Below are 23,787 nucleotides of genomic sequence, written 5' to 3'. Positions count from 1 at the left end.
TGCGTGATCAAACGGGCTGCCCTTGTATGGGCGGCCCGTTTACATTTAGTAGCAACATTAAGCCACCATGAAATCCTGCGTCATGTCAGCGCAGCTATCCGTGCGAGATTGCTGACTGAGTTACGCTATCACGCGCTTTTATGCTCACCTCATGGCGCAGTTGCGTATTTCATACTTCCTGACGCTGATGACTTAAGGAGATTCCGTGTTGCCGCTTCGACGTCCACTGCTCACGCTTGGCCTCTTATTGGCTTTATTGCTTACCCCGCTGCTTGCCAGTGCTCAGTGGTTCTCCTCGTCTGACGCACAAGGCGATTTCCTTCCTGTGATGGAAGCCTTTCAGCCTAGTGCTTGGCACGATGGCGAGACGCTTTTTATCGGCATGGAAGTCGCCGACGATTACTATCTCTACCGTCACCAGTTTGCCGTTGAAAGCCAAACCGAAAGCGTTAAGCTTCAAGCCCCCAACCTGCCAGAAGGCACTTTCACCACCGATGAGTTTCTTGGCGATGTGTACATATTTCGCCAACGCGTGGTATTCGAGGCGCCTTTCGAATCAGCGCATAGCGGGCCACTTCCCATTGAACTGACGTTCCAGGGTTGCGCGGATGCTGGGCTTTGTTACCCGCCCGAGCGCACAACCTTACAGGCAATGCAGTCCGAGGCGCCGCCCGCCTTTTCCGACTGGGAGAATAATGACACGGCGTCCGAACCCAGGGACACAAGCGATGCGGCAAACTCAAGCCCAATAGAAAACGGCGCAAGCAGCTTTGACGGCCCGCAAAGTGATGATCGCCGTTTTACCACGCTTTTAAACGAAGCGAGTCTCCCGCTGGCATTGGGGCTGTTTTTTATCGCCGGGCTCGGGCTCACTTTCACTCCGTGCGTGCTGCCGATGATCCCCATTTTGTCGTCGATTGTGGTGGGCCAAAACCCAACGAAGCCGCGCGCTTTTGCTCTCTCGGCGAGCTATGTTCTGGGGATGTCGGCGACGTACGCGCTTGTCGGCATTCTCATGGGGCTATTCGGTGCTGGTTTAAACTTGCAGGCACATTTACAGTCGGCCCCGGTACTGCTGGTATTCGCCCTGCTCTTTACCCTCTTTGCGCTGGCCATGTTTGGCGCTTTTGACATGCGCCTATCTCCTCGTCTTGCAGGCCGAGTGGACGCGTGGCAAGCGCGCGCACAGCACAGTGGCCCATTAGGTTTAGCGGTTGCCGGTGCGCTCTCGGTTCTGGTGGTATCGCCTTGCGTGACCGCACCACTCGCCGGGACACTCGTTTTCATCTCTTCCACGGGCGATGCCGCGTTAGGCGGGGCCGTACTCTTTGCATTAGGCCTTGGCATGGGCGTGCCACTGCTGCTCGTCGGCACCTTTGGGGCGACATTGCTGCCCCGTTCAGGCGGGTGGATGAACGGGGTTAAAATCACTTTTGGCATACTGCTATTAGGGGTCTCTATCTGGATGATTGAGCGCCTAGTCCCCGCCACGGTGGCGCTACTGCTGTGGGCGGCGCTGGCTATCGGCACTGCGCTAACACTCGGCGCCCTGCAGCTGAATCAGCCGCAAGGCTGGGCGCGCGCGCGCCAAACGCTAGGGATTTTGCTACTGGCGTGGGGGCTCGCTCTGGTCATTGGCGCGGCTCAAGGGGGCACCAACCCACTGCGCCCGCTACAGTTCACCTCATCGAATACCGGCACAGGCAACGAACAAACATTGGCGTTTCAGGAAGTCGACCGGCTGAGCGATTTGGATGCCGCCTTAAACGCCGCCGCCGACCAGGGCCAACCCGCTTTTGTTCACTTCACCGCCGACTGGTGTATCTCCTGCAAGCAAATGGAGCGGGAAGTCTACCCTAGCCCGGGGGTTGCCCGTGCGCTGAAGGAGTACACGCTAATCAAAGCTGACGTTACCCAAACGGATGAGCAAAGCCGCACCCTGCTCGAGCACTACGGTCTATTTGGTCCACCGAGTCTGCTCTTTTTCCACCAGGGAGAAGAGATTCTCGATGCCCGTATTCAAGGGGAAGTCAACGCGGCCGAGCTTGAGAAACATCTGCAAACGCTAAGTGGCTGGCTTACCGGCTGATGAAAGCGGGGTAAGGTGGGAGCCCACCTTAACCAACTACTCGCTTTATGCCGCGAACGTCGTCAAACATCTGTTTAAACATCCCTTCCGTGGCATGCTAAGTGCCATCACTGGACAAGCTCATCCTTTTTCGGCAAACTCGATCACATATTGGTCAAAATTTAGCACTTAAAATGGCTAGCAAAGGGGTATCGTTCACTAACGTGTCGCGTTCTCTTATATTTTGATCCAGGTTTACTGCGGCAGCAATATGCTTCATGTCCCTGTTATTTGCTGTCTTTTATCCACACATTTCTTGCTCTTTTATTTACCACTTTTCAACAAAGGCCACGTCATGGATATTCGCAAAGTCAAAAAACTTATTGAGCTGCTGGAAGAGTCAAACATCAGCGAAATCGAAATCCAAGAAGGCGAAGAATCCGTTCGCATCAGCCGCCATCCCAATGGTAGCGACCAGCCAACGCAAGCAATGCCGCAATATGCTCCACAAGCTGTCAGCGCCCCGCAACCCGCCACCGTACCGGTAGCCAGCGAAGAACCTGCAGACCCTGGTGTAAGCTACCGTGGTGAAGCCGTTAACTCACCCATGGTGGGTACCTTTTATCGTAGCCCGGCACCGGGGGCAAAATCCTTCATCGAAGTCGGCGACACTGTGAAGCAAGGTGACACTGTCTGCATCGTGGAAGCGATGAAGATGATGAACCAGATTGAAGCCGACTGCGACGGCGTTATTGAGGCGATCCTAGTTGAAGACGGCGAACCGGTCGAATTTGATCAACCCATGATCGTGATTGCTTGATCTTCTCTTTCTGACACGGGTGGACTCACCATGCTGGACAAGGTACTTATCGCCAACCGCGGCGAGATTGCCCTACGCATTCTGCGCGCTTGCAAAGAATTGGGCATTAAAACCGTGGCGGTACATTCCAAAGCCGACCGCGAACTCATGCACGTGCGCCTCGCAGATGAAGCCGTTTGCATAGGCCCGGCCTCTTCTGCGCAGTCATATCTTAATATTCCGGCGCTGATTAGTGCGGCCGAAGTCACCGACTCAAGCGCTATACATCCCGGTTACGGTTTTCTTTCCGAAAACGCCAATTTTGCCGAACAGGTAGAGCGCTCGGGCTTCACCTTCATCGGCCCGCGGGCTGACACCATTCGCCTGATGGGCGACAAAGTCAGCGCGATTGAAGCGATGAAAAAAGCCGGCGTTCCCACCGTTCCCGGCTCCGATGGCCCGCTGGGTGATGACGATGAGACTAACCTCGCCACGGCCCGTCGCGTTGGTTATCCCGTGATCATCAAAGCCGCTGCTGGCGGTGGTGGACGTGGCATGCGCGTGGTTCACACCGAAGGCCACCTGCTCTCGGCGATCAACGTCACGCGCACCGAAGCGCACTCGTCGTTTGGCGATGGCACGGTATACATGGAAAAATTCCTCGAAAAGCCGCGCCACGTGGAAGTTCAAGTACTGGCCGACGGCCAGGGCAACGCGATTCACCTGTATGACCGCGACTGCTCGCTGCAACGTCGCCACCAAAAAGTGCTCGAAGAAGCCCCAGCGCCGGGCATTGACCCGGCTGCTCGGGCCAAAGTATTAGATGCGTGCCGAGAGGCTTGCCTCGAAATCAACTACCGTGGTGCCGGCACCTTCGAATTCCTTTACGAAGACGGTGATTTCTTCTTTATTGAAATGAACACCCGCGTGCAGGTGGAACACCCGGTAACCGAAATGGTGACCGGCGTAGATATCGTCAAAGAGCAGCTGCGCATTGCCTCCGGGATCCCCATGTCCATCTCGCAAGATGACGTAAAGATACGGGGACACGCGTTTGAGTGCCGTATTAATGCCGAAGATTCGCGTACTTTCATGCCCTCACCCGGTAAAGTCTCGCTTTACCACGCTCCCGGTGGCCTGGGCGTAAGGATGGATTCGCATCTGTATACCGGCTATACCGTACCGCCGTATTACGACTCCCTCATTGGTAAGTTGATTACGTGGGGAGAGGATCGTGATATTGCGCTCACGCGTATGCGCAACGCGCTTGATGAGCTACTCGTGGAAGGCATCAAAACCAATATTGATCTGCAAAAAGATCTGGTGCGGGATAGCTACTTCCGTCAAGGCGGCGTCAATATCCACTATCTGGAAAAGAAACTCGGCTAATCACTTGGCGTAAACGCTCAATAAAACGGGGTGGCCATGCCGCCCCGTTCTTGTTTAATGCCGATACTCGCCTTTATTACCCACTTTGTTATTCTTCCCCGCCTTGTGGAGACCGCATCATGCCTTGGCTACAACTCAAAGCCCACGTAGCCCCCGAGCAAGCAGAGCTACTTGAAGAGCTATTACTAAACGAAGGAGCCACCGCGATTGGCTTGCAGGATGCCCACGATGACCCGGTGTTTGAGCCGGAACGTGGTACAACGCCGTTATGGCAAGACACGATCTTAACCGGCCTTTACGACGACCTCGAAGAGATCGATACCATGCTCGGCCGCATCCACGCCGCCTGGGCAGAGCAAATACCCGGCGAGCCATGCCCCGAGATCGAATACGAGCTACTTGCCGACCGCGATTGGGAACGCGAATGGATGGACGATTTCACGCCGCTGCAGATGGGGGAACGCCTCTGGATTGTGCCGAGCTGGCACACGCCACCGGAGCCGGGCGCGGTGAACCTCATTTTAGACCCAGGCCTTGCCTTTGGTACCGGTACCCACCCCACGACCGCGCTTTGCCTTGAGTGGCTAGATGACTTGGCCGTCAATGGCGAGCTAGCCGACAAAAAAGTACTTGATGTTGGCTGCGGCTCGGGGATTCTCGCCATTGCCGCACTAAAACTGGGCGCGGTAAGCGCTGACGCCACCGATATCGACCCCCAAGCGCTTCAAGCCAGCCGCGAAAACGCCGAACGCAACGCGATTGAAACGCAGCAGCTATCGCTTTACTACCCCGAACAGTTACCTGCCGGCACATACCCCGTGGTAACGGCCAACATTCTTGCTGGCCCTCTGGTGCAACTGGCCGCAACCATTGCGGGTTATGTTGCCCCAGGTGGGCGCCTAGCGCTCTCGGGTATTTTGGCCAACCAGGCCGATGAAGTGCTGGAGGCTTACCAAACACAAGGGCTTGTGATGCAAGCGCCCGTACAGCGCGAAGGCTGGGTGAGATTGACCGGTACACGAGCGAGATAACGTGCTGTCACTAACGCCGGCCTTCACCCTAGCGGTGAGTCGGCGTATCATATATCCCCTTCTCGCCACTGACTCGTTGCCACGACCTGAAAGTTATGACACGCAATGCCATAAATTCATGTTCATCACTGCCTTCTATTGGCAACCACACGTTGATTAATCGCGCTATTTTGGCGCCTATGGCAGGGGTAACCGACCGACCATTCCGTCAGCTGTGTCGGCGTTTGGGTGCCGGTTGGGTGGTTGGCGAAATGGTCACCTCAGATCCCAGCCTCTGGCATACGCGTAAATCCCAACAGCGCATGAACCACAGCGGCGAACCTTCGCCTCGCGTGGTGCAAATTGCCGGTGGCGACGCGCACATGCTTGCCGAAGCCGCCCGCCTCAACGCCAACCTTGGTGCCGAGGTCATCGACATCAATATGGGGTGTCCGGCGAAGAAAGTCTGCAACAAAGCCGCTGGCTCGGCGCTTTTGCGTGATGAAGCCCTCGTGGCGTCGATTGTTAACGCCGTTGTTGCCGCGGTCGATATCCCGGTTACGCTGAAGATCCGCACCGGCTGGTGCGCCGAGAGCAATAACGCTGTGCGCATCGCAAAGCTTGCCGAAGATGCCGGCATCCAAGCGCTTGCAGTGCATGGTCGCCACCGTCAGCAGCGCTACAACGGTTACGCGGAATACGACACCATTGCTGAGGTCAAGTCGAGCGTTAATATCCCCGTCTTTGCCAACGGCGATATCACCAGTGCAGCAAAAGCGGCCGATGTGCTTCATTACACCCAAGCCGATGCCGTCATGGTAGGGCGTGGCGCCCAAGGGAATCCGTGGATTTTTCAGCAAATCACCCACTTTCTGGCGCATGGCCAACACTTGCCTGCGCCAGCGCTTAGCGAGCGACGAGCGGTTCTGAGCGAGCATTTATCGGCACTTCACGCCTTTTACGGTCACGTCATGGGGCCAAAAATCGCTCGCAAACACATCGGCTGGTACATCAGTGCAGATACTCGCTTTAACGACGTCGAGCAGCGCGCGCTGAAACGCCAATTTAATACATTAGAGTCACCCGAGTCCCAAATTGAATGGATCAACGACGCTATGGCTTGCGATGCCAGCGCGCGTCTTTTTTCTAAAGGAAGCCATGCCGCATGAGTGAACGCAATCTTTTATCCCAATACCCGGAAAGTCACTCAACCTTATCGGCTTCTGAACCCACAGACGATGCGCCTACGTCAGCGCCACAACCGCTGCGCGAAGCCGTTGAAGTCTCTATGCAGCGCTACTTTGAACATCTTGACGGCGGCGACACCACCGACCTCTATGCCATGGTGATGGCAGAGGTCGAAGCGCCGCTTCTGGCTTCGGTGATGGCGTATGCCGAAGGCAACCAGACGCGCGCAGCCACTTTGCTCGGCCTAAACCGCGGCACCCTGCGCAAAAAACTGAAATGCTATGGCCTGCTTGAGAAAGACTCAGGCCTTCTTGAAGGCGACGCCCCTTAATCGGGGCGTTGCTGTTTTTATTGACCGATCCCCAACGTGAGCATACCCATGGCTGATAGCACTGCAACCCCCGTTCGCCGCGCTTTATTAAGCGTGTCTGATAAAACCGGCATTGTCGACTTCGCGCGTGGCTTAAGCGACCAAGGCGTTGAGCTACTCTCGACCGGGGGGACCTTCCGCCTGCTGCAAGAGAATGGAATTGCGGTTACAGAAGTCTCTGAGCATACCGGTTTTCCTGAAATCATGGATGGCCGCGTCAAAACGCTGCACCCGAAAATTCATGGCGGCATTTTGGGGCGTCGCGGGCAGGACGATGAGGTCATGGCAGAAAATGATATAGCCCCCATCGATATGGTGGTGGTCAATCTTTACCCTTTTGCGGCCACCGTGAGTAAAGCAGACTGCACGTTAGAAGACGCCATCGAAAATATTGATATCGGCGGCCCAACCATGGTCCGTGCCTGCGCTAAAAACCACGCCCACACAACCATTGTGGTCAATACGGATGACTACGCACGCGTACTCGGTGAGTTAGCGGCGCATGGTGGACACGTCAGTCAAGCCACTCGCTTTGACCTAGCCGTTAAAGCCTTTGAACATACCGCCGGCTACGACGGCGCGATTGCCGATTATCTTGGCCGTCAGGTCAGCGACGCCGATTCGCAGTTCCCGCGCACGTTCAACCTACAGCTGCAGAAAAAGCAAGACATGCGCTACGGTGAGAACCCACACCAAAACGCGGCGTTTTACGTCGAGCCGGATACCCAAGAGCCTAGTGTGGCCACCGCCCGCATCCTGCAAGGCAAACCGCTTTCATTCAACAACGTTGCTGACACTGACGCTGCCTTTGAGTGTGTCAAAGCCTTTGGCGATACCGCCTGCGTTATCGTCAAACACGCCAACCCCTGCGGCGTTGCCGTCGGCCAAACCACGCTTGAAGCGTATGACAAGGCCTTTGCAACCGACCCCACCAGTGCTTTCGGTGGCATCATTGCCTTCAACACGCCCCTTGATACCGACACTGCACAAGCGATTATTGAGCGCCAGTTTGTGGAAGTGATTATCGCCCCTGGGGTTAGCGATGAGGCGGCAACCATTGTGGCCAAAAAGAAGAACGTGCGCCTGCTCGACGTTAGCGCCCATTGGCCGGGTAAGACTCAGCCAGCACTCGACTTCAAACGTGTCAACGGCGGTTTGCTGGTACAAGAGCGCGATCATGGCATGGTCGGCCGCGAGGAACTCACCGTCGTTAGTGAACGCGAGCCCAGCGAGCAAGAGTTGCGCGACCTTGCCTTTGCTTGGCGGGTAGCGAAGTTTGTCAAATCCAACGCCATTGTCTATGCCAAAGAGGGCCAAACCATTGGTGTCGGCGCGGGGCAAATGAGCCGCGTCTACTCCGCCAAAATTGCCGGCATCAAAGCCGCGGATGAAGGCCTCTCTGTGCCGGGATCCGTCATGGCGTCGGATGCGTTCTTCCCTTTCCGCGACGGCATTGATGCCGCCGCCGCCGCCGGGATCACTGCAGTGATCCAGCCAGGCGGTTCAATGCGCGATCAAGACGTCATCGATGCGGCCAATGAAGCGGGAATTGCCATGGTATTCACCGGCATGCGCCACTTCCGCCACTAACGATTTGTCTGGCTAACGTCACCTGCCAATAAAAACCAGCGGCACTTGGCCGCTGGTTTTTCGTGCACTATTTGCCTATCTGCCCATCACGCTTCAGCAGGGTGAGTGCAGGTCATCCCAGATCGATACACACATATTTGGTTTCCAGGAATTCATCTAACCCCTGATGCCCGCCTTCACGGCCTAACCCAGAGGCTTTAACACCGCCAAAGGGTGCCGCTGCATTCGAGATCAAACCGGTGTTGACGCCGACCATGCCGTATTCCAACGCCTCAGAGACACGCCACACACGCGCTAAATCGCGTGAATAGAAATAAGAGGCTAAGCCATATTCGGTATCATTCGCCATGGTGATAGCGGTTTCTTCATCATCGAAGGGAAACACGGCCGCCAGCGGGCCAAAGGTTTCTTCCTTAGCGACTTTCATTTCACGGGTCGCAAAACTAATTAATGTTGGCGAGAAGAAATTACCGCCTAGTGAGTGCGGGTGGCCGCCCAACAGTAGCTCCGCGCCGCGATCTACCGCGTCTTGAACGTGCTCACTCACTTTTTTGACAGCGTTATGATCAATCAGCGGCCCGATATTGATATTGGGCTGACTGCCATCCCCCACGTGTAGTTCACTGTTCATGGCAACCGCCAGTTTCTCACAGAAGGCATTAACGACGCTTGATTGGACCAAAAAGCGATTAGTGCACACACACGTTTGCCCGGCATTACGAAACTTAGCCGCCATCGCACCTTCGACCGCAGCATCCAAATCCGCGTCTTCAAACACGACAAAAGGTGCGTTGCCACCCAGCTCCAGGGAGATTTTCTGTATGTGCTCGGCCGCTTGCGCCATCAGCTTGCGCCCGACATCGGTAGAGCCGGTGAAGGTAATTTTACGCACTTTCGAGGATGTCGTTAGCGCCTCGGCGATTTCAGACGCTTGACCGGGTACTACGTTAAACACACCGCGTGGAATCCCGGCGCGCTCAGCCAGAAGCGCTAACGCGGTGGCCGAAAACGGTGTTTGGCTCGCGGGCTTTACAACAATCGTACAGCCAGCCGCCAGTGCAGCCCCGGCTTTGCGGGTGATCATTGCCGCGGGGAAGTTCCACGGTGTAATCGCCCCCACGACGCCAACCGGCTGCTTGGTCACCACGATGCGCTGGCTGGCTTTTGCCGCTGGAATCGTTTCGCCATAGACACGACGCGCTTCCTCAGCAAACCAGCGCAAAAAACTGGCCGCGTACGCAATCTCGCCTTCTGCCTCTTTCAACGGCTTACCCTGCTCACAAGTCATCAGCATGGCTAGATCTTGCTGATGCTCCAGCATTAAATCGTGCCACTTCAACAACAGATCCGCTCGCTCTTGCGCCGTCAGTGAGCGCCAAGCAGGCAGAGCGGCATCGGCAGCGTCCACCGCCCGGAGTGTTTCCGCTTTGCCTAAGCGCGGCATATCGCCGACTAGCTCTTGGGTTGCAGGGTTATACACATTGATCTGCTCACCGCTATCAGCAGCTACCCAGCTACCGTCGATATAAGCAAATGGGCAGTAAAGATGGGTTTCTTTTAGCGCTTCCATGTCAAACTCCTGACCAAACGATGGCCCCACGAATAAAGGATGAGAATCATGCTAAGACGAAACGCCTCGTTTGACCAACTAGAAGAGACAATTTTGCGCGCTAAAATGCCGATGTCACCGCTTATCTAGCTTACAAGCGTAAGAAACTCTTGGCGCGTGGCCTGATTCTCACGGAAATCACCTAGCATCACCGACGACGTCATGCTGGAATTCTGTTTTTCAACGCCTCGCATCATCATGCAAAGATGCCTAGCTTCCACCACCACTGCCACACCGCGCGCCTGGGTCACTTGTTGAACCGCTTCCGCAATCTGGCGCGTCAAGTTCTCCTGAATCTGCATCCGACGGGCAAACATGTCGACGATTCGGGCAAACTTCGAAAGCCCCAATACTTTGCCGCTAGGGAGGTAGGCAATATGACATTTACCGATAAAAGGCAGTAAGTGATGCTCACACATCGAATAGAGCTCTATATCCTTCACTAACACCATTTCGTCGGTTTGCGATTCAAACACCGCCCCGTTAACAATACCTTCCAGCGACTGTTGGTAACCCGCATTGAGAAACTGCATGGCCTTGGCAGCACGCTTGGGTGTGTCGCGCAGCCCTTCGCGGTCGGGGTTTTCGCCTAACTGTTGAATGATTTGGCGGTAATGATGGGCGATATCATCGGTCATGTTCAGCCTCATGTGTAAATACGGTTAGCTCTGACAACAGTCGCGCCTGAGGCGCTGAGACCACATTGCCATCAAGTCGCTATCAGCCACTCGCTAATAGCAAAATTCAATACAAAATGTATACGCTTAACAATTTTTGTACAACAAAAATCAGATTAGACCTATTCTATCTCACCCAAGCCCCCCCTGTGGCAGAGTGCCACGCTGGCGCATCACGAGTGATTGACGCTATGTTATAGTGCTGTTAACGAGTCATTCGTTGCTGATGGCGTTTGTGCCACAATTTATCAGCAATACCTTATTCATTCAGCGAGAACCCGTTATGTCGTTTAGATCGTCTTTAAGGTTGACAACCACCTGGTTCACCGTACTGGCCGCACCCATTTTAGCAATGCCGCTCTATGCCGCCGAAGAAACCCTTTCGTTGCCCAATAACGCCACTATCGGGGTAGAGTTCGTTGAAGCTATCGCATTTAGCGAAGGGGAAACGCGCAAAGAAAGCATTCTGCTACGGCCAAGCCAATACAGCGAAGCGTCTCACTCACTACCTGAGTATTGCGTCTTGATCGGCGATGCCCAGCTTTCAGATGACCGTTTACGCATTACCGCGCATGATGTCACTTGCATTGAGACAGATAACGCCGATAGCGCCATTTTCTCGGGCGCCATCAGCGCCAGTGCGTATAACAGCGACGGTGAATATGGCCTTGCTTGCAATGACAACCCCTGCAGCACGCCCTCAGGACGAGGCTTCTTGCTCACGCTAAGCGAGGCTCTTGAAATCGAAGCGCAGGACAACCCTTCTGCGGAAATTAACGAGCAGCGTCGTCAAGCTAATGGCGATGGAGTCGCCAACCCCATTCCGTCTGAGCGCCCGAATCCAGAGGACCAGTAGCCACACCGCTACGCCCCCACGCAAACTGTCATACTGTCATGCCAGCCACTTGGGGGACGCCAGCTGGAGCCTTTGCTGCTCTAGCTGGCGAATATGCTGATCCCAATAGCCGCTACCCGCCACCCAGGGAAATGCCTGCGGGAAGGCAGGGTCATTCCAGCGGTCCACCAGCCAAGCAGTGTGACGCACCAAGCGATAGCTTCGTAATGGCTCAATCAGGGCCAGCTGATCATGCGGAAACGCCCTTTCTTCCTCATATCCTTCTGAAATCTCGCTCAGCTGCGACCGCCACGTTTGGGGGCCATCTATCGCAAGCAGCATCCAAATATCTTGTATGGCCGGCGCCATCAGGCAGTCGTCAAAATCGACGAGGGTAAAGTCTTCGTCTCGACCCAAAATATTGCCCAGATGACAGTCTCCATGACAGCGGATCGTTGACAGCCCCTTTGCCTGGTAAGGGGCTGTTTGCTCCTGCAACCGTGTTGTCACACGCTCGTAGGCACGACGTTGATGCGCTGTCAACCAGTCACTCGCCAAAACACGTTCACGCGCCTGAATAATGCCTACTGGCATATCGAGTGTATCCCGATGGGCAAACGCCTTTTCCTCACCAACCCGGTGTAATTTCGCTAGCAAGCCGCCTAAAGCAAAAAGGTGAGCGGGATTATCCAGTTCAGGGGCTTGCCCAACACATTGAGGAAATAGCGCAAAATCGTACCCTGCATAATGGTGAAGCGAACATCCTTCGCTATCACGCCAAGGAGCAATTACCGGTACCTGGGCGACGTTGAGCTCGTGTAAAAAATCATGCTCTTCTTGGATAGTAGCCTGCGACCAGCGCTCTGGGCGATAAAACTTCACCACCCAACTGCGACGTTCATCGTCACGAAACATCAGCACGCGATTTTCATAGCTATTGAGCGCAAAGGGCTCACCGGAGGGCCAAAACCCGATGGACTCTATCGCCGACATCACAACATCCGGGGATAGCGCACGATAAGGGTGCGACATGCAGACCTCCTTTCTATTGGAAGCGACATTCTATCAGCTCGGCTGCCTGACTCGGCTAATAACCGCTTTGCGTCTATTTTTTTAGCGCCGCGGCGTACGCGCGAGGGCATAGACATCAACCTGCTCTACGCCCGCCTCTTTTGCCGCCAATGCCAGCGCATGAGCCGTGGCCCCGGTTGTCAGTACATCATCAATAATCGCCACGCGTTTTGGTAGCCGGGTGCTCATTACAAATACCCCTTCCAAATTTCGTCGCCGCGCCATACGGCCGAAGAGACGCTGACTAGGTGTATCAACCTTGCGCACCGCGTTTATTATTGGAATATCCCAGGTTTTGTGCAGCTCTTTCGCCAGCCACTGCGATTGGTTAAAACCACGCTCGCGTGAGCGCTTACGATGCAGCGGCACAGGGATCAGCGCCTCCGCATGGCATTGAGCTAGCGTTTCTTTGAACAACGCCATTAGCAGCACGCCCGCCCGAGGCGAAGCATGAAATTTGAATTCGCGCATGAGTTGTCGAACCTGCCCCTGATACAAAAGCGGAACATGCGCCCGTGTAAAGGCAGGTGGTGAATCCACACATTCACGACACGGCATTGCCGACGCAAAAGAAAGCGGTTCACCGCAGCACCGGCACGCTTGTTGATTCCAAGGAAGCGAGGCAAAGCAAGGGGCACACCAAGCCTGGCCAGGCGGCACCTCCCCTAAGCAGAAAGCGCAGTAGCCCGGTAGCGCCAAACGCAGCTGCCGCTCTATCCATTGAATAAGGCTACGTCCACGCGGCTGCGTTTGCATTTTTTGCTCCTTACCACTAATTCACATCGATGATTGACTTTCAAAAATTAACTGCTAGTATATGCGCCAGTTCTGCGGATGTGGTGGAATTGGTAGACACGCTAGATTTAGGTTCTAGTGCCGTAAGGCGTGGGAGTTCAAGTCTCCCCATCCGCACCAACTTGATTATAAAGACCTTTCCCTGCTTCACCTCCCTTCTAAGATAAGTAACTCATAGCCTAGCTTAACAAAGCTGAAGTTGATTTATTTATAAGTTTAACATTGCCTAGTTAATTTACTTCCCCCTCTGATCGATTCGCTTATCTAAAGCTGTTAATGTTTTTCTTTTGCAAAGCATCGCCATCCATGCATATTGATGCTGAAATGACATTAGATATGGTTTTTTAAGAAGAGGCCTTGCCTGTGAAACAAATTGTGATGCTAGGCTGGCTAAGCGTGTTATGCAGCAGCGCGATTATGAATGTGGCGATGGCTAATGAGAGCGATAGCGACCTACCTCAGTGGGCAAGTGACCGCATTGAGCCTACGCGAGAACGTGTCGGCGCCTGGGTCGACAGCACCTCACGCAATATCGACAACTTCTTCGGCACCCGTGAAAGTATGAGCGTCGAAAACAAATCATATCTTCGCCTTGGCCAAGAGTTAGACTTTATGGAAGGTGATGGCGTCGACGCTGAAACAACGCTTCGCTATCGAATTGATCTACCGACCGCTGAAGAGCGTTTGCGCTTGATTATCGAAAGCGACCCCGAAGAGTCCCAAGGTACGTTAGAAGAACAAGGCTCTGGGCGACTGGCTAACGATCAACGCAACAGACGCTCCTCAGTCTTGGGTTTAACCTGGTTAGAAGACCGCGATAAACGCGAACACTGGAGCAACGATGTCAGTGCCGGGGTACGTTTACGTCTGCCGCTAGACCCCTTTGTGCGCTTTACTAGCGAGCGACTTTGGCATTTAGGCGAGAGCCCCTGGCAGCTTGAATCCAACAACCGAATTTCCTGGTTTAATAATGACGGTTACTCCGCACGCACACGCTGGGACATAGGGAAGCCGCTGAGTGACGCACAGCACCTGCGTTTTATTACCAACTTGCAGTGGCGCGAAGAAGAAGACACGCTGGAATTTAGCGAAGTCGCGGAACTCAACCATAGGCTCAATGACCGCAGTGCCTTACGCTATTCAGCCATTGCCATTGGCGAGAGCGCCTCTCACCCGCGTATGACGAATTACTATCTGCAAACGCGCTACCGCCGCGATGTGCATAAAGGGGTACTGTTTGCTGACGTCATTCCTGAATTGCACTTCCCGCGTGAATCAAGCTATGACCCGCGCTGGGCCATGACGTTACGTCTTGAGATGTATTTTCAGCGCCGCATCCAACGCAACTATTTTTAGCCCTCAATTAGCTACGTATCATTTTCACAACGCAGACAGTGGCCAAACGTGTCGCGCAAATTTAGTAGCTCCTCCCCCTTCGATGACAGGCGTAAAGGCTTGCCATCACCCCAGAGGAGCCCTTTGATTTTTATCTCCTGCCTGAATATTGATGACGCGTAGTTTATAAACGCAGGCCGCCATCGCACTCAATAATACGACCGGTGAAGTAGTCATTAGTTAAAACAAACTCAATGCTTTGCGCGATGTTATCGGCTTCGCCGAGTCGCTTTAGCGGCACCCCTGACGCAATACGCTCGAGCATATCGGGGCGCATCGCGGCGGTCATTTCGGTATTGATAAAGCCGGGAGCCACGGTGCCGGTACGAATCCCATAGCGTGATAGCTCATTTGCCCAGGTAACCGTGAGCGCATGAATCCCCGCTTTGGCCGCTGAGTAGTTACTCTGCCCCATATTGCCCGCACGAGAAATGCTGGAAATATTAACAATAACGCCCTCTTTACCCGCTTCAATCATTTGGGTAGCGGCTTCGCGCCCACATAAGAAAACGCCGGTAAGGTTCACATTGATGACACTTTGCCAGGCATCAAGTGACATGCGCTTTTGTACTTCGCCATCTTTGGCTTTTACCAGCAACGCATCTTTCGTAATCCCCGCGTTATTCACCAAGCCGCTGAGTGCTCCCATCTGCTGGGCGATATCGGCAAATGCCTGAGTCACTGAGGCCTCCTCTGCCACGTTGACGACAAACGCTTGGGCATCAATACCCTCACTTGCCAGTTTGGATACGGCACTATCTAACGCTTCTGCGTTCATATCCAACAAGGCAACTTTCGCTCCTTGCTGGCCCAGACGCTTAGCCGTAGCAAACCCGAGTCCACGAGCGCCGCCTGTAATCGCGATAATTTGGTTATTTAACTCCATTCGTCACCACCTTCAATCAATGTATTGGGGATACAACAGCACCGACCGTGGGCGATGCATTAAACCGAGTACTAGAATCAGCACTAGGCATGGTACTCAGTTCCGCACTAAACATAGCACCAATGATGCGGTGCAGCATAGTAAAGCCCATAAGAAAATAAAAGCGCGCCTAAAAGGCCATACCACTCAACATTGACACGGATAACTCTCATTCCCATACCAGCAAACGCTTGCTTTAGCGCCTAAGCGTCTCCATATTCTCAGCTGCACATTGTTGGAGCGAACCATGCCTGTATTACTTTTTATCTCTCTTTTTACGCTGCTCGATTTTGTGGTCCTTTTCTCCATAGGCGGCCAAATAGGCCTTCTCGCCACCTTGTTATTGATTTTGATCACTGGCATTGGTGGGCTTCATCTCATCCGCCGCGAAGGCGCATCCACGTTAGCGCGCGCGAAGGAGAAAATGAACGCCGGGGAGATTCCTTCGACTGAGCTATTGACCGGCGCTGCGCTCATTTTTGGCGGGGCACTGTTAATGGCACCAGGCTTTTTATCTGACGCCCTTGGATTAGCTTGCTTACTCCCTAATGCTCGCCGCTTGATGCTCAAGCTACTGACATGGTTCGGACTCAAAGCCAGCGTGAGCACACAACACCAAGCGGGTGGGCAGCAGAACAGCAACACTTATACCGACACTCACTCAGATTCGTCGTCTAACGCCCATCAAGATGGCCCGCTAGAAGGTGACTTTATTAGCCGCGATGAACCACGCCCACGCCGCTGAACTGATAAGAGCACGGCGATAGAAAAAAAAGCCATTTTTTTCGCCTTTACCCCTTGAAAGGCTAACGCCAGCCCCCACTTTTGAGGCAGCACACAAGTTCGGCGAAGGCACATGCCATTCGCCATTAACAATGAAGGTCATACTACCTTCTCTTCTTGTTGGCACAGCTTTTTAAGCACGCCATGAGAAGCGTCATTTGGAAACCGCCCATTAGGGCTCAAAACGATACTCAGGAGAACGTGAGCATGAATATCCGTCCTTTGCACGATCGCGTCGTAATTCGTCGCGTAGAAGAAGAGCAAACCACTGCTGGTGGCATCGTGCTTCCGGGCAGCGCCCAGGAAAAGCCCACACGCGGCGAAGTATTAGCCGTGGGTAATGGCCGGATTTTGGAAAACGGTGATGTCCGCGCACTGGATGTCAAAGTGGGCGATAGCGTGATTTTCAAAGACGGCTTTGGCGTCGAGAAGCAGAAAATCGATGGCGAAGAAGTCTTGATCATGAGCGAAGCCGATATCCTGGCCGTCGTCGAAGGCTAAATAGGCGAAGGCAGCTATCCCCTTCTGGCTATTTGCTAACCCGTTTCATCGTTCATTTATATTTAACCGTTAGGAAGTTACGAACATGGCAGCTAAACAAGTTAAGTTCTCCGATGATGCACGCAAGCGCATGGCGCGCGGCGTAGACGTTCTCGCCAACGCAGTAAAAGCGACTCTCGGCCCGAAAGGCCGCAACGTCGTGCTAGAAAAGTCTTTCGGCGCACCGACCGTTACTAAAGACGGTGTTTCTGTCGCCAAAGAAATCGAGCTAAAAGACAAGTTCGAAAACATGGGCGCGCAAATGGTGAAAGAGGTTGCTTCGCAAACCTCTGACGCCGCAGGTGACGGCACCACCACCGCTACCGTACTGGCCCAGGCGATTGTGACGGAAGGCCTTAAGGGTGTGACCGCAGGCATGAACCCGATGGATCTTAAGCGCGGTATTGACCAAGCCGTCAATGCTTCTGTGAAAGAGATCCAGGCGCTATCTGTGCCTTGCACAGACTCAAAAGCGATTGCCCAGGTCGGCACCATCTCCGCTAACGGCGATGCACGTATCGGTGAAATCATTGCCGAAGCAATGCAGAAAGTCGGTAAAGAAGGCGTTATTACCGTCGACGAAGGCCGTGGCTTCGAAGACGAGCTGGAAGTCGTTGAAGGCATGCAGTTCGACCGTGGCTACCTTTCGCCCTACTTCGTGACCAACCAAGACACCATGGCGGTTGAGTTGGAAGATCCGTTCATCCTGATGGTGGACAAGAAGATCTCCAACATTCGCGAATTGCTGCCGACGCTAGAAGCCGTCGCAAAAGCTGGCAAGCCGCTGGTTATCATCGCCGAAGATATTGAAGGCGAAGCACTGGCGACACTGGTCGTCAATAACATGCGCGGCATTGTGAAAGTGGCTGCCGCGAAGGCACCGGGCTTTGGTGATCGTCGTAAAGCCATGCTGCAGGACATCGCGATCCTGACCAACGGCACCGTGATCTCTGAAGAAGTGGGCCTTACGCTTGAGCAAGCGACCCTGGATCACCTGGGTACCGCCAAGCGCGTCACCATGTCCAAAGAGAACACCACCATCATCGATGGCGCCGGTGCTGAAGGCGATATCGAAGCGCGCGTTGGCCAAATCCGCGCGCAAATCGAAGAGACTTCCTCTGATTACGATAAAGAGAAGCTCCAAGAGCGTGTCGCTAAGCTTGCTGGCGGCGTTGCCGTTATCCGCGTCGGTGCGGCTACCGAAGTGGAAATGAAAGAGAAGAAAGCTCGCGTTGAAGACGCGCTGCACTCGACTCGCGCTGCGGTGGAAGAAGGTGTTGTACCTGGTGGTGGTACCGCACTGATCCGTGTACTTACCAAAGTACAGGGCCTCACTGGTGACAACGAAGACCAAAACCACGGCATCAACATGGCACTACGAGCCATGGAAGCGCCGATGCGCCACATTGTCACCAACGCCGGCGTTGAAGCCGCTGTTGTGATCAACCGTGTGAAAGATGGCGAAGGCAACTTCGGCTACAACGCACAGACCGGCGAGTTTGGCGACCTGTTCGAAATGGGCGTCCTTGACCCGGCGAAAGTCACGCGTACTGCCCTGCAGTCTGCGGGCTCCGTCGCTGGTCTGATGATCACCACCGAGTGCATGATCGCCGACGATCCGGACGAGAAAGATGCCGCGCCGGATATGGGCGGCATGGGTGGAATGGGCGGTATGGGCGGCATGATGTAATGCACCCTTGAGCCAACCGCTCATTTGACGCTAAAACGTCAGCAAGAACCCCGCTCCGGCGGGGTTCTTGCGTTATGGGCGTGTTAATATTGCGACTTGCTCACTGTCTTACTTCCTCATATACCAACCACCGCCTGTTTAAGGTTTGAATTTCGTGCTTTCCAACATCCGCATTATCCTGGTTCAGACGTTTCACCCCGGTAATATCGGCGCCACCGCCCGCGCCATGAAGACGATGGGTCTCGAGCACCTCACCCTGGTCAACCCACGGGCATTTCCCGATGACGAAGCAACGCGACTCGCCGCCGGCGCCACTGACGTGCTGGAAAACGCGCGCGTTGTTGGCTCGCTTGATGAAGCGGTGAGTGACTGTGTGCAGGTCGTCGGGGCCAGCGCGCGACTTCGCAACATGCCTTTACCGCATTTTGACGAACCGGATAATATGGCCGAAAGCGTGGTGGAAAACGCCACGGCGGCGCCTGTCGCGCTAGTATTTGGAAGGGAGCGTTCGGGGTTAACCAACGATGAAATCCGTGCCTGTACCCATCAGGTCAGCATCCCGGCGAACCCGGAATACGGCATCCTCAACCTGTCTCAAGCAGTGCAAATTCTCGCTTACGAGGTTCATCGCTGCTTTCGAAAACGCCCTGGCAGCGGCTTTACCTACCAAACACCGACGCAGGCCACGCCGCCCAGTCGCGAGCAGTTTGGCTATTTTCAAGATCACTTACGCCAGGTGATGCACAAAAGTGGCTTTATCACTCAACCCCACGCACGAACCGAAGAACAGCTGCAGGCCCTATTCGCCCGCGCAGAGCCCTCGCGGCGCGAACTGTCGCTGCTGCGAGGGCTACTCAGTGCCGTTGAATCGCACTTACCGCCCCAGCCGAAAGAGTAGCAAGGGGCGGCAAGGCGCGTTACAGCATCATGGCGGCGAGCCAGCCAAAGCCGATCAGCGGTAGATTATAGTGAATAAACGTGGGTACAACGCTATCCCAGATATGGTCGTGCTGGCGGTCGACGTTAAGCCCGGAGGTAGGGCCGAGCGTGGAGTCGGAGGCGGGCGAGCCGGCATCACCAAGCGCCGCAGCCGTCCCCACCAGCACCACGGTTGCCATGGGGGAAAAGCCAAACTGAACCGCCAATGGCACAAAAATCGCCGCGATAATCGGGATGGTAGAAAACGACGAACCAATCCCTAGCGTGATAAACAAGCCCACCAGCAACATGACCAAGGCGGCCAAGCCGCGGTTATCCCCAAACAGGGCAAACGCCCCTTCCACCAGCGCATCAATGTCTCCGGTGGTTTTCATCACCTCGGCAAACCCGGCAGCGGAAATCATAATGAAGCCGATCAACGCCATCATGCGCATACCGCTGGTGAAAAGACCATCCGCCTCGCGCCACTTAAAAATACCGCCTAGCGACAAAAGCGCTACACCGACCAAGCCGCCTAAAATCATCGAGCCGCTATAAAGCTGCAGACCCAGCGCCGCGGCAATCGCTACGCCCGACATGACAAGCCCCAAAGTGTGCGGCTCCTGAGGGGCCGAATGCCCTTCATGGGCGTTGGCACTGACAACATCGGCACTGTCGTAATGACGCGGCTTGCGATAGCTGAAGAAAATCGCCACAGCTAACCCCAACGCCATACCACCCACGGGAACCGCCATCGCCATCGGCACCATGGCACGGGTAATCTCAAGCCCTAACGGTTCGCCAGCGCTATTCAAATTGGCAAGCAAAATATCGTTTAGGAAGATAGCGCCAAACCCAACGGGTAGCAGCATGTAAGGCGCCGTCAACCCAAACGTCAGCGCGCAGGCCACCGCGCGGCGGTCAAGGTTGAGCTGGTTCATGACCTTTAAGAGCGGCGGAATCAAAATCGGAATAAAAGCGATATGGACCGGAATCAGGTTTTGCGATGAAACCGCCATCAGCAGCACGGCGGTAAGCAGTAGTGTTTTCACACGCGATTGATGCGCGGCGCTGGTTTCCTGCCCAAGCAAGACAATCAACCGTTTGGCGAGCAAATCCGGCAGGCCTGAGCGAGAAATCGCCACCGCAAACGCCCCAAGCGTCGCGTACGCCAATGCTACCTGCGCACCACCACCCACGCCTTGGTGAAAAGCATCCAGCGTTTGCTCAAGCGTTAAGCCTCCTACTAGGCCGCCCACAAGCGCGCCAACCACCAGCGCAAACACCACGGAGACCCGCGCCAGCGATAACGCTACCATCACCAATACGGCAAGAATTACTGCATTCATGAAATTTCCTAGCAAGAGTCAGTGAATGTATAAGTAAGCAAGTACTGAAAAGCGGCGGATTTTAGCAGATAGCGCCGAGTTAAAAAGCTGTTGCTAGTAAATAAACCTTAATCTGCGATCAAGATCATTACGTTTATCTCTAACGCTTGCTGCTATTGCCTTCGTTACTTACTCACTACCCTACTCTTCACTACCTACTCATCGCCTGTTTGATGGACGTCACTCAGCCCGTTTGCCAGCCTTTAAAACACCAATGGTGCCCATGCTAGGCACGTGCAAAGCATGGGCGCGCATGCCATAGTGAATGCGTTATAAGCCTGCAAACAAAAATGCCATGACTACTACGCCTTCAGCGAAAGCTACTGCCGCTTCTGCTCTCCCATCACGCCATGCGGCGCTGCTCTTGATCGTGCTCGGCAGCTTGGTGATTTCCACCGCTATGGGACTTCGCCACGGCTTCGGGCTCTTTATGGAGCCCATGAGCAGCGACTTCGGCTGGGGGCGTGGGGTGTTCGCCTTTGCCCTGGCGTTGCAAAACCTAGTGTGGGGGCTATCGCAGCCCTTTACCGGCGCGCTGGCTGACCGCTTCGGTGCCGCGCGGGTCATCGTCATTAGCGGGGCGCTTTACGCCGTTGGCCTTTTAATGATGGGGCTGGCCAACTCGGCGCTGGGTATGACATTAAGCGCCGGGATTTTGATTGGCCTGGGCCTCTCCGGCACCACATTTTCGGTAATCCTTGGTGCAGTGGGGCGCGCAGTCTCACCTGAGAAACGCAGCATGGCGATGGGGATTGTCAGCGCAGCGGGTTCGTTTGGGCAGTTTGCCATGCTGCCGGGCACACTCGGGCTTTTAGAATGGCTTGGTTGGTCGGCGGCGCTGCTGGCGATGGGCGCAATTGCTGCGCTGATGATCCCGTTTGGGGCGTTTTTGCGCGATACGCCTTCCCCACGCGGCGCGACGGATCTCACCTTAAAAGACGCGCTAAACGAAGCCGCCGGGCAAAAAGGCTTTTGGATGTTGTGCCTGGGCTTTTTTGTCTGTGGCTTTCAGGTGGTGTTTATTGCCGTGCATTTGCCGGGTTATCTGTTCGACAACGGCTTGCCTGTCGAGGTGGGCAGCACCGTACTGGCCCTGGTGGGGCTTTTTAATATCTTCGGAACGTATCTCGCTGGCTGGCTAGGCGGGTTTATTTCCAAGCCGCGGCTTTTAAGCTGGCTTTACATCATTCGCGGTGCGGTGATTGCGGCCTTTGTGTTCATGCCGCTAAGCACGTTCAGCACCTATCTTTTCGGTATCGCGATTGGGCTTTTGTGGCTTTCTACCGTACCGCTAACCAACGGCATCGTGGCGTCTGTCTTTGGTGTGCGCCATCTATCAATGCTCGGCGGCATCGTATTTCTTTTCCACCAGCTCGGCTCGTTTATGGGCGTATGGCTCGGCGGCTACCTGTACGACCTGACCGGTCACTACAACACCGTATGGCAAATAGCGATTTTGCTGTCAGTGGTGGCGGCGGCGCTGCACTGGTTTATCAGCGAAGCGCCGCTTGAGCGTCAAACTCGCTTAATCGGCATCAAGTAGCGTTAAACAGTCGCTGGCGATCACACGCTCTTCATCGGTCGGGATCACCCACACCCCCACGCGGCTATCCAAGCTAGCAATCCACGTTTTGTCTCGCACATTAGCGTCGCTATCGAGCTGTACACCCAGCCACTCGCACTGCGCGGCGACTTTCTCGCGAACGCGGGCAGCATGCTCGCCAATACCGGCGGTAAACACCAATTGATCTAGCCCGCCTAACGCAGCGGCCAAACTGCCAATTTCCCGGGCAATACGATAGCAGTAGAGATCAATAGCTTCTTGTGCCTCGGGCGCGTCGCTTGTCAAAAGCTCACGCATATCGCTGCTAATACCGGAGACGCCCAAAAGCCCCGACTGCTTATACAAAAGCGTGGAGACTTCCTGTGCTGACATGCCCTCTTGCTCGATCAAATGCAGCACTAGACCGGGGTCGAGCGAGCCTGAGCGAGTGCCCATCGCCAGCCCTTCCAATGCGGTAAAGCCCATGGTGGAAGCAACACTCTTGCCGTTATGTATTGCGCAGAGACTGGCGCCGTTGCCCAGGTGCGCCACAATCACGCGCTCGCTAGCGGCGTCACTAGGAAGTACATCGGGCAGCGTGCGGTTGATGTAATCATACGAAAGCCCGTGAAAACCATAGCGGATCAACCCTTTGGCCGTCAGCTCCCGGGGCAGTGCGAACTGTTTAGCCACCCAAGGCTGATCAGCGTGGAAGGCGGTATCGAAGCTTGCTACCTGAGGCACTTCGGGGTAGCGCGCCATCAAGAGCTTAATCGGCGCCAAGCAGTGCGGTTGATGTAGCGGCGCCAGGCTTGAGAGGGTCTCCAGCTCGTCAACGTCGTCCGCACTCAATACCACTGCTTCACGGTAACGCTGCCCGCCGTGAACCACACGATGGCCGATCCCACCAAGCGTCCCGCCCCCTTCGCGGTTGGCAAGCCACGCCATCAATAGGGTGATGGCATCTTCATGGTTATCGGCCGCGTGTAATTCGTCGAGTGCGTACTCCTCCCCGCTCTCGGCTACCAGCTTGAGGGTAACGGCGGCGCCCCTCGTGCCCAATCCGGAAAAATGCCCTCTGTAGTGCAACGCAAGCGCCTTCAATGCGGATTCACTGTTTCCTTCTGGCGTCTTTGCGGCGGCATAGAGCGCAAACTTCAAGCTGGAGGAACCGCTATTGAATACCAAAATCTCGTTCATCATC

The 23,787-nt window shown here is 54.8% G+C and carries 21 protein-coding genes and 1 tRNA gene; 15 read left to right on the top strand and 7 right to left on the bottom strand.

All coding sequences use genetic code 11. From position 1 onward, the window contains the following. The first annotated feature begins 205 nt into the window (after nt 1–205). The 7 genes from dsbD (at nt 206) to purH (ending at nt 8,414) form a co-directional block, all read left to right on the top strand. Nucleotides 206–2,089, top strand: coding sequence for a protein-disulfide reductase DsbD (gene dsbD, locus HZS81_RS11250; protein ID WP_179930654.1), 1,884 nt, complete (start codon nt 206–208; stop codon nt 2,087–2,089). 334 nt (nt 2,090–2,423) lie between these two features. Next, the gene (gene accB, locus HZS81_RS11245) at nt 2,424–2,888 is read left to right on the top strand and encodes an acetyl-CoA carboxylase biotin carboxyl carrier protein (RefSeq protein ID WP_179930653.1); all 465 of its coding nucleotides are present in this window, start codon (nt 2,424–2,426) and stop codon (nt 2,886–2,888) included. 30 nt (nt 2,889–2,918) lie between these two features. Then, the gene (accC, locus tag HZS81_RS11240; protein ID WP_179930652.1) at nt 2,919–4,256 is read left to right on the top strand and encodes an acetyl-CoA carboxylase biotin carboxylase subunit; all 1,338 of its coding nucleotides are present in this window, start codon (nt 2,919–2,921) and stop codon (nt 4,254–4,256) included. 119 nt (nt 4,257–4,375) lie between these two features. Beyond that, complete coding sequence (prmA, locus tag HZS81_RS11235; protein WP_179930651.1) at nt 4,376–5,287, top strand: 50S ribosomal protein L11 methyltransferase; 912 nt, start codon at nt 4,376–4,378, stop codon at nt 5,285–5,287. A 95-nt stretch (nt 5,288–5,382) separates the two neighbouring features. After that, complete coding sequence (dusB, locus tag HZS81_RS11230; RefSeq protein ID WP_179930650.1) at nt 5,383–6,435, top strand: tRNA dihydrouridine synthase DusB; 1,053 nt, start codon at nt 5,383–5,385, stop codon at nt 6,433–6,435. After that, nucleotides 6,432–6,785: a DNA-binding transcriptional regulator Fis gene (gene fis, locus HZS81_RS11225; protein WP_179930649.1), complete on the top strand. Its 354-nt coding sequence runs from the start codon at nt 6,432–6,434 to the stop codon at nt 6,783–6,785. Before dusB ends, fis begins: the two co-directional genes overlap by 4 nt. 48 nt (nt 6,786–6,833) lie before the next feature. Further along, nucleotides 6,834–8,414 carry a bifunctional phosphoribosylaminoimidazolecarboxamide formyltransferase/IMP cyclohydrolase gene (purH, locus tag HZS81_RS11220; RefSeq protein WP_179930648.1) on the top strand — a complete coding sequence of 527 codons (1,581 nt, stop codon included), beginning with the start codon at nt 6,834–6,836 and terminating at the stop codon, nt 8,412–8,414. A gap of 112 nt (nt 8,415–8,526) precedes the next feature. Here the strand turns inward: purH and HZS81_RS11215 are convergent, their stop codons facing one another. Both HZS81_RS11215 and folE read right to left on the bottom strand, forming a co-directional pair. Further along, nucleotides 8,527–9,984, bottom strand: a complete 1,458-nt coding sequence (locus HZS81_RS11215) for an NAD-dependent succinate-semialdehyde dehydrogenase (protein WP_179930647.1) — start codon at nt 9,982–9,984, stop codon at nt 8,527–8,529. A 125-nt stretch (nt 9,985–10,109) separates the two neighbouring features. Further along, the gene (folE, locus tag HZS81_RS11210; protein WP_179930646.1) at nt 10,110–10,661 is read right to left on the bottom strand and encodes a GTP cyclohydrolase I FolE; all 552 of its coding nucleotides are present in this window, start codon (nt 10,659–10,661) and stop codon (nt 10,110–10,112) included. A 346-nt stretch (nt 10,662–11,007) separates the two neighbouring features. On the opposite strand from folE, the gene HZS81_RS11205 reads away from it, so the two are divergent. Next, nucleotides 11,008–11,556, top strand: a complete 549-nt coding sequence (locus HZS81_RS11205) for a hypothetical protein (protein ID WP_241697472.1) — start codon at nt 11,008–11,010, stop codon at nt 11,554–11,556. 36 nt (nt 11,557–11,592) lie between these two features. Here HZS81_RS11205 and HZS81_RS11200 read toward each other — a convergent pair whose 3' ends face one another. After that, a complete protein-coding gene (locus HZS81_RS11200; RefSeq protein WP_179930644.1) occupies nt 11,593–12,567 on the bottom strand; it encodes a serine/threonine protein kinase in 975 nt (324 codons plus the stop codon). Nucleotides 12,568–12,648: 81 nt separating this feature from the next. Continuing rightward, nucleotides 12,649–13,362 (bottom strand): ComF family protein, encoded by a 714-nt coding sequence (locus HZS81_RS11195; protein ID WP_179930643.1) that lies wholly within the window; start codon nt 13,360–13,362, stop codon nt 12,649–12,651. A 74-nt stretch (nt 13,363–13,436) separates the two neighbouring features. On the opposite strand from HZS81_RS11195, the gene HZS81_RS11190 reads away from it, so the two are divergent. Together HZS81_RS11190 and HZS81_RS11185 are read left to right on the top strand one after the other, a co-directional pair. Further along, nucleotides 13,437–13,521, top strand: a tRNA-Leu gene (locus HZS81_RS11190). A gap of 258 nt (nt 13,522–13,779) precedes the next feature. Next, entirely contained in the window at nt 13,780–14,757 is a 978-nt protein-coding gene (locus tag HZS81_RS11185) for a hypothetical protein (RefSeq protein ID WP_179930726.1), read from the top strand. Nucleotides 14,758–14,920: 163 nt separating this feature from the next. Here the strand turns inward: HZS81_RS11185 and HZS81_RS11180 are convergent, their stop codons facing one another. After that, nucleotides 14,921–15,682, bottom strand: coding sequence for an SDR family oxidoreductase (locus HZS81_RS11180; protein WP_179930642.1), 762 nt, complete (start codon nt 15,680–15,682; stop codon nt 14,921–14,923). 286 nt (nt 15,683–15,968) lie between these two features. Between HZS81_RS11180 and HZS81_RS11175 the strand changes: the two genes are divergently transcribed. From HZS81_RS11175 to HZS81_RS11160, 4 genes are all read left to right on the top strand, one after another. Then, nucleotides 15,969–16,466 (top strand): FxsA family protein, encoded by a 498-nt coding sequence (locus tag HZS81_RS11175; RefSeq protein ID WP_179930641.1) that lies wholly within the window; start codon nt 15,969–15,971, stop codon nt 16,464–16,466. A gap of 245 nt (nt 16,467–16,711) precedes the next feature. Continuing rightward, entirely contained in the window at nt 16,712–17,005 is a 294-nt protein-coding gene (locus HZS81_RS11170) for a co-chaperone GroES (protein WP_179930640.1), read from the top strand. A gap of 85 nt (nt 17,006–17,090) precedes the next feature. Further along, nucleotides 17,091–18,734 (top strand): chaperonin GroEL, encoded by a 1,644-nt coding sequence (gene groL, locus HZS81_RS11165; protein WP_179930639.1) that lies wholly within the window; start codon nt 17,091–17,093, stop codon nt 18,732–18,734. Between the two features lie 154 nt (nt 18,735–18,888). After that, nucleotides 18,889–19,632 (top strand): TrmJ/YjtD family RNA methyltransferase, encoded by a 744-nt coding sequence (locus tag HZS81_RS11160; protein WP_179930638.1) that lies wholly within the window; start codon nt 18,889–18,891, stop codon nt 19,630–19,632. Nucleotides 19,633–19,651: 19 nt separating this feature from the next. Here the strand turns inward: HZS81_RS11160 and HZS81_RS11155 are convergent, their stop codons facing one another. Continuing rightward, nucleotides 19,652–21,001 (bottom strand): Na+/H+ antiporter family protein, encoded by a 1,350-nt coding sequence (locus tag HZS81_RS11155; protein WP_179930637.1) that lies wholly within the window; start codon nt 20,999–21,001, stop codon nt 19,652–19,654. 334 nt (nt 21,002–21,335) lie between these two features. Between HZS81_RS11155 and HZS81_RS11150 the strand changes: the two genes are divergently transcribed. After that, nucleotides 21,336–22,583 carry an MFS transporter gene (locus tag HZS81_RS11150; RefSeq protein WP_179930636.1) on the top strand — a complete coding sequence of 416 codons (1,248 nt, stop codon included), beginning with the start codon at nt 21,336–21,338 and terminating at the stop codon, nt 22,581–22,583. On the opposite strand, the gene HZS81_RS11145 is transcribed toward HZS81_RS11150, so the two are convergent. Next, complete coding sequence (locus tag HZS81_RS11145) at nt 22,566–23,786, bottom strand: acetate/propionate family kinase (RefSeq protein WP_241697471.1); 1,221 nt, start codon at nt 23,784–23,786, stop codon at nt 22,566–22,568. The genes HZS81_RS11150 and HZS81_RS11145 overlap by 18 nt on opposite strands. Nucleotide 23,787 lies beyond the last annotated feature (1 nt).

Source organism: Vreelandella salicampi (assembly GCF_013415105.1).
GTDB classification, from domain to species: Bacteria; Pseudomonadota; Gammaproteobacteria; order Pseudomonadales; family Halomonadaceae; genus Vreelandella; species Vreelandella salicampi.
Note: the sequence above shows the minus strand (reverse complement) of the source record. Positions and strands in the feature narration are given on the sequence as shown.